Origin of the sequence: Flavobacterium sp. (assembly GCF_046296355.1) — a bacterium.
GTDB lineage: Bacteria > Bacteroidota > Bacteroidia > Flavobacteriales > Flavobacteriaceae > Flavobacterium.
This window is the reverse complement of sequence record NZ_JBKBLM010000025.1, coordinates 37,668-43,763: the sequence shown is the minus strand read 5'-3', so window position 1 is coordinate 43,763 and position 6,096 is coordinate 37,668. Positions and strand designations below refer to the sequence as shown.

Sequence of the window (6,096 nt, the reverse complement as noted above, 5' to 3'; positions counted from 1 at the left end):
ACTAAAATATTCGACTTAACTCAAGTTGGTGGAAATGTGAATGACACACAAGTGGCAAACGATAACGATAACAAAGTTAACGGTTACTTGATGTTTGGTTTCTTAGGATTTATTTACCTAATTACAATCTACTGTCTTCTTAATTATGGACACTTTCCTTTGATGAGCGACTCCGCGTCTGAACACGGACCTGAAGTTGACAGACTGATGATGATTTCGATGGTTTTAATCTTTTTTGTGCAAACCGTTACACAAGCATTATTACACTACTTCGCTTTTAAATACAGAGGAAGGCAAGGACAAAAAGCACTTTATTTTGCAGATAATAACAAATTAGAATTTATTTGGAGTGTTATTCCTGCGATTGTTCTAGCCGGATTAATTCTATACGGTTTATATGCTTGGACAAATATCATGTTTGTGGATGAAAAAGACGAGCAAGACGCTATTGTTATCGAACTTTATGCACAGCAATTTAAATGGGAAGCCAGATATGCCGGAACAGATAATGTTTTAGGTAAAGCTAATGTTAGATACATTGAAGGTGTAAACACTTTAGGAGTTGATTTGTCTGACCCGAATGCACAAGATGATTTTACTTCAACTGAATTGCATATCCCAAAAGGGAAAAGAGTAATTTTTAAAATGCGTTCTCAAGATGTATTACACTCAGCCTATATGCCACACTTCAGAGCACAAATGAACTGTGTCCCGGGAATGGTAACCAACTTTTCTTTTATCCCTACATTGACTACTGCCGAAATGCGAGATAAACCGGCAATGATTGAAAAAGTAGCTACTATCAATGCGATAAGAGCTAAAAAAAGTGAAAAATTAGTAGCAGAAGGACAAACAGGTCTTGATCCGTATACTTTCGATTATATTTTGTTGTGTAACAAAATTTGTGGTTCTTCTCACTATAACATGCAAATGAAAATAGTAGTAGATACACCGGAAGAATATAAAAAATGGTTAAGTGAGAATGCTCCAAAAACTATAGTACAAGCGGTAAAAACAGCAACCGCAGAAGCAAAAGCTGCTGAAGTTCCGGCAGTAACAACTAAAGATACTACTTCTTCTAAAAGCAAAGACACAACTGTAGTTGCTCAAGCAGAAACTAAACATTAATAAAATTTAAAAGTTTACCAATATGTCAGCAGAAGCTCACAATCACGATCACGGTCACGACGAACACGAACACCACCATAAAGACACGTTCATTACTAAATATATTTTTAGTATTGATCACAAAATGATATCCAAACAGTATTTGATTACCGGTATCATTATGGGAGTAATTGGTGTTGGGATGTCAATGCTTTTCAGAATGCAATTGGCTTGGCCTGAAGAATCTTTTAAAATCTTTAGTTTTTTCCTTGGCGAAAGAATGGCTCCGGGTGGTGTTATGAATAACGAAACCTATTTGGCTTTAGTAACCATACACGGTACCATCATGGTATTCTTCGTATTAACAGCGGGTTTAAGTGGTACGTTTAGTAACTTATTAATTCCGTTGCAAATTGGTGCACGAGATATGGCTTCAGGATTCCTAAACATGGTTTCCTATTGGATGTTCTTCCTTTCAAGTGTGGTAATGGTTATATCGTTATTCGTTGAATCAGGTCCGGCTTCAGCAGGATGGACGATTTATCCGCCATTAAGTGCATTGCCACAAGCCATGTCAGGTTCAGGAGCTGGGATGACTTTATGGTTGGTTTCTATGGCCATCTTCATCGCCTCATCATTATTAGGTTCATTGAATTATATCGTTACGGTAATTAACTTAAGAACTAAAGGTATGTCAATGACAAGATTACCACTTACTATTTGGGCTTTCTTTATCACAGCCATTATCGGGGTTATTTCATTCCCGGTTTTATTGTCTGCCGCATTGATGTTAATCATGGACAGAAGTTTCGGAACTTCATTCTTCTTGTCTGATATCTATATAGCCGGAGAGGTTTTACATTACCAAGGTGGTTCACCGGTACTGTTCGAGCACTTATTCTGGTTCTTAGGTCACCCGGAAGTATACATCGTATTGTTACCTGCATTAGGAATTACTTCAGAAATTATTGCTACCAACTCACGTAAACCTATCTTTGGTTACAGAGCGATGATCATGTCAATTATTGCCATTGCATTCTTGTCAACCATCGTTTGGGGTCACCACATGTTTATTTCAGGAATGAATCCGTTCTTAGGTTCGGTATTTACCTTTACAACTTTATTGATTGCAATTCCGTCTGCGGTAAAAGCATTCAACTATATCACTACATTGTGGAAAGGAAACTTACAGTTAAATCCTGCCATGTTGTTCTCTATAGGTTTGGTTTCGACTTTCATCACAGGAGGTCTAACCGGAATTATTTTGGGAGACAGTACTTTGGATATTAACGTTCACGATACATATTTCGTAGTGGCCCACTTCCACTTGGTTATGGGTATTTCTGCACTATATGGATTATTCGCGGGTGTTTACCACTGGTTCCCTAAAATGTTCGGAAGAATGTTGAACAAAAACTTAGGATACGTTCATTTCTGGGTAACAGCTGTGTGTGCTTACGGAGTTTTCTTCCCAATGCACTTTATCGGAATGGCCGGTTTACCAAGAAGATATTATACCAATACTAACTTCCCGTTATTCGACGATTTACAAGATGTAAACGTAATCATTACAACGTTTGCTTTAATTGGAGGTGCTTTCCAATTGGTATTCTTATACAACTTCTTCAGTAGTATTTTCTACGGAAAAAGAACGGTTCAAAATCCATGGAAATCAAACACTTTGGAGTGGACTGCACCTATCGAACACATTCACGGTAACTGGCCAGGTGCTATTCCTGAAGTACACAGATGGCCATATGATTACAGCAAACCGGGTCATGATGATGATTTTGTGCCTCAAAATGTACCTATGAAACCGGGAGAAGAAGTATTACACCACTAATTCTTTCTATAAAATATAACAAATGCCTTTCCTAACCGAAAGGCATTTTTATTTGCAACCAACTTTGTTATATATTTGTGAGATGAATGAAAATTTAGATCCAACAAACCATAATTTTAATCCCGAAGAACTCGACCTCGAAAAAAAGTTAAGACCTTTAAGTTTTGACGATTTTACCGGTCAGGAACAAGTACTAGACAACTTGAAAGTCTTCGTTGAAGCTGCCAATCAAAGAGACGAAGCCCTCGACCATACGCTCTTTCACGGACCACCGGGATTAGGGAAAACTACTTTGGCCAATATCTTAGCCAATGAATTAGGCGTTGGAATAAAAATCACCTCCGGACCTGTTTTAGACAAGCCCGGAGATTTAGCCGGATTGCTGACCAATCTCGAAGAAAGAGATGTGCTTTTCATTGATGAAATCCATCGGTTGAGTCCTGTTGTAGAGGAATATCTCTATTCCGCCATGGAAGATTTCAAAATCGATATCATGATTGAATCCGGTCCAAATGCCAGAACCGTACAAATCAATTTGAATCCTTTTACTTTAGTTGGTGCAACAACACGTTCAGGATTACTTACCGCTCCAATGCGCGCGCGTTTCGGAATCCAAAGCCGTTTACAATATTACAACACCGAGTTGTTAACTACGATTGTCCAACGCAGTTCTGCTATTTTAAAAATGCCAATTACGATGGAAGCTGCGATAGAAATTGCCGGAAGAAGTAGAGGAACGCCTCGTATCGCTAATGCTTTATTGCGTCGTGTTCGAGATTTCGCCCAAATCAAAGGCAACGGAAAAATCGATATCGAAATCGCTCGTTTTTCCCTAAAAGCATTGCATGTTGACGCCCACGGTTTAGACGAAATGGACAACAAAATCCTTACAACCATCATCGAAAAATTCAAAGGCGGACCGGTCGGTTTATCCACTTTGGCCACAGCCGTTTCCGAAAGCGGTGAAACCATCGAAGAAGTATACGAACCATTTTTAATTCAAGAAGGATTCATCATCAGAACACCACGCGGAAGAGAAGTGACTGAGAAAGCTTATAAACACTTGGGAAAAATTAATACCAATATTCAGGGCGGACTATTTTAGGGCATTACCCTGCGGGTCGGGTTTTCCGCACTCGCTTTTTTTGCTGCACAAAAAAAAGCTCAAACAATCGCTCCAACCCCTAATGCAACATGAACTCCAACAAAGAAAAACATACCCAATTCATCAAGACCGAAGCCAAACGCCTCGGTTTTATGTCTTGTGGAATTTCCAAGGCGGGTTTTCTGGAGGAAGAAGCACCAAGATTGGAACATTGGTTAAACCAAAACCATCATGGGCAAATGAGTTACATGGAAGAGTATTTCGACAAACGCTTAAATCCAACATTATTGGTTCCCGATTCTAAAAGTGTTATTTCACTTCTTGTCAATTATTATCCTTCAGAATTCCAAAACCCCGAAAGCTATAAGATTTCTAAATATGCTTATGGTAAAGACTATCACAATGTCATCAAAAAGAAAGTAGTCAAACTTTTAAAATCTATCAAAAGAGAAATAGGCGACGTTCCGGGAAGAGCTTTTGTAGATATGGCACCCATTATGGACAAAGCGTGGGCCGCCAAAAGCGGTTTGGGATGGATTGGCAAAAACAGCAATTTATTGACTCAAAAAGTGGGCTCTTTTTATTTTATCGCGCAATTGGTCATCGATTTAGATTTAGAATACGACCACGCTACAACCGATCATTGTGGTTCTTGTACCGCTTGTATTGACGCTTGTCCGACGCAAGCCATAGTCCAACCTTATGTCGTTGACGGTAGCAAATGCATTTCCTATTTCACCATAGAACTCAAAGAAAATATGCCCCAAGAAATGAAAGTTAAGTTCGACGATTGGATGTTTGGTTGCGATGTCTGCCAAGATGTTTGCCCGTGGAATAAATTCTCTAAACCACATAACGAACCAGCTTTTTCACCTTATCCCGAATTGCTGTCTTACACCAAAAAAGATTGGGAAGAAATCACCGAAGATACTTTTGCCAAAGTTTTTACCAATTCACCACTCAAAAGAGCACAATGGGAAGGCGTAAAACGAAACGTTAATTTTCTGAAGTAGATTGTCTTTCAATAATATTGGTGTCCAGCTCTATAGTTTTAGGCTGAAAAGCGAGTAATTCTTTTTTAGTATTAATTTCTTCCAATAATAATTTAAACGACTGTACGCCCATTTCAAAACTAGGCTGGTCAACAGTGCTCAATTTCGGTGTAATCACTTGCGACATAAACCAGTTGCTGAATCCGATGACTTTTACTTGTTCCGGAACTTTGATTCCTACTTCATTAAAATAGGCCAAAACCCCAACGGCTACCAAATCAGTAATTACAAAAATACCATCCACATCAGGATGTTCTGTTGCTATTTGTTTGGCAAAAGCCAATCCTTCTTCAAAAGTCACATTTTTACAAGTATAAACCAGTTTTGAGTCAAAAGGGATGTCATTTTTCTCTAAAGCTTTTTTGTAACCCAAGAATCGGTCAATAGCATTTTGTGGATTCACCGGTCCGCGAATATGAGCAATTTTTTTACAACCTTTTTGAATCAGATGTTCTACCGCATTAAAAGCCGCTTTTTGGTCGTTGATAATCACTTTGGAACACGGAATTAATTTAGAGATTTTGTCAAACATCACAAAAGGAACTTCTTTGCGAAGTATTTCTTTGATATGTTCATCGTCGTTAGATTCATTGGAAAGCGACATGATAATGCCATCGACTCTTTTATTCATCAAAAGTTCGACTTGCTTTTTCTCCAATTCCAAAGATTCATTCGATTGGAGGATAATCACCAAGTAACCATTCTTCTCGGCTTCATCAATAATACCGTTAATTACATTGGAGAAAAAATGATGCACCACTTCCGGAATAATCAATCCGATGGTGCGTGATTCTTTAGTCCTGAGGTTTACGGCAAAACTATTGGGCGTATAACTGAGAGACTGTGCCAAATCCAAAACGGCTTTTCTCGTTTTCGGACTAACATCAGGGTAGTTTTTCAACGCTTTGGACACCGTAGTAATAGATATTCCTAAGGTTTCAGCAATTTGTTTCAAAGTAATGTCTCTCATTTAACAAATATCATAAAAA

General features: G+C 38.5%; 5 protein-coding genes. 4 read left to right on the top strand and 1 reads right to left on the bottom strand.

What is annotated here, in order from left to right; genetic code table 11:
- The 4 genes from ACK4HO_RS10085 to queG all read left to right on the top strand — a co-directional run.
- The coding region (locus ACK4HO_RS10085; protein ID WP_409665453.1) for a cytochrome c oxidase subunit II at positions 1–1,128 on the top strand (1,128 nt) is incomplete at its 5' end.
- 22 nt (positions 1,129–1,150) lie between these two features.
- Entirely contained in the window at positions 1,151–2,950 is a 1,800-nt protein-coding gene (locus ACK4HO_RS10080) for a cbb3-type cytochrome c oxidase subunit I (RefSeq protein ID WP_409665451.1), read from the top strand.
- An 82-nt stretch (positions 2,951–3,032) separates the two neighbouring features.
- The gene (gene ruvB, locus ACK4HO_RS10075) at positions 3,033–4,055 is read left to right on the top strand and encodes a Holliday junction branch migration DNA helicase RuvB (protein WP_409665449.1); all 1,023 of its coding nucleotides are present in this window, start codon (positions 3,033–3,035) and stop codon (positions 4,053–4,055) included.
- Positions 4,056–4,144: 89 nt separating this feature from the next.
- On the top strand, positions 4,145–5,068 hold the full coding sequence (gene queG, locus ACK4HO_RS10070) for a tRNA epoxyqueuosine(34) reductase QueG (RefSeq protein ID WP_409665447.1): 924 nt from the start codon (positions 4,145–4,147) through the stop codon (positions 5,066–5,068).
- Here the strand turns inward: queG and ACK4HO_RS10065 are convergent.
- Positions 5,052–6,077 carry a LacI family DNA-binding transcriptional regulator gene (locus tag ACK4HO_RS10065; protein ID WP_409665445.1) on the bottom strand — a complete coding sequence of 342 codons (1,026 nt, stop codon included), beginning with the start codon at positions 6,075–6,077 and terminating at the stop codon, positions 5,052–5,054. The two genes, queG and ACK4HO_RS10065, sit on opposite strands and share 17 nt — an antisense overlap.
- Positions 6,078–6,096: the final 19 nt, after the last annotated feature.